1 protein-coding gene and 1 pseudogene are annotated in these 681 nt (G+C 63.0%); both read left to right on the forward strand.

From position 1 onward, the window contains the following. Positions 1–275 (forward strand): autotransporter domain-containing protein (locus tag OQK_RS01255; RefSeq protein ID WP_038860323.1); only part of this gene is annotated, 275 nt, incomplete at its 5' end. A gap of 57 nt (positions 276–332) precedes the next feature. Next, a pseudogene (locus OQK_RS01260) lies at positions 333–681 on the forward strand (polyurethanase); the annotation flags it as partial.

The following is a 681-nucleotide window of genomic DNA, read 5'->3' on the forward strand; positions in this document are numbered from 1 at the left end:
CCGTGTCGGACAAGCATCAGCTGGAACTGGGCGCCAGCCTCGGCTGGCAGCACAACCTGAGCAGCGTCGATGCCGACAGCCATCTGGCCTTCGCCAACGGCAACAGCGCCTTCACCGTGCAGAGCGTGTCGATGGATCGTGACGCTGCCGTGGTCGGCGTGCGCGCCGGGCTGGCGCTCAATCGCGACGTGCGGGTCAACCTCGACTACAACGGCCTGATCGGCTCGAACGAGAAAGATCACGGCGTCGGTCTGACCCTCGACTGGCAGTTCTGAGGCGTAACCGGCAGCACTTCATGGGCTGCCGGTTTTTTTACAAAAGGAGCGCTGCACATGGGATTGTTCGATTACAAAAATGCCGACGGCAAGGGCCTTTACAGCGATGCCATCGCGCTGACGCTGTATGCCTACACGCCCACCGGCAAACCATTGCCGGCCACCGCGTGGGCACCGGTCACGGCGACGGCGCTGGGCTATCAGGGCAAGGTCGGCGTGCAAGGCACGTTCTTCGGGGAACAGGATGGCTTCACCAGCGCCGAGGCGGAAGTGCTCGGCAAGTACGACGCCGCTGGCAAATTGATCGGCCTCGGCATTGCCTTTCGCGGCACCGGCGGGCTGGGTTACAGCGACACTTTCGGCGATCTGAAAAACAATCTGCTCGCGGCGGTCGGGCCATCGGATT

This window comes from Pseudomonas sp. R62, assembly GCF_000257605.1.
Classification (GTDB): Bacteria; Pseudomonadota; Gammaproteobacteria; order Pseudomonadales; family Pseudomonadaceae; genus Aquipseudomonas; species Aquipseudomonas atacamensis.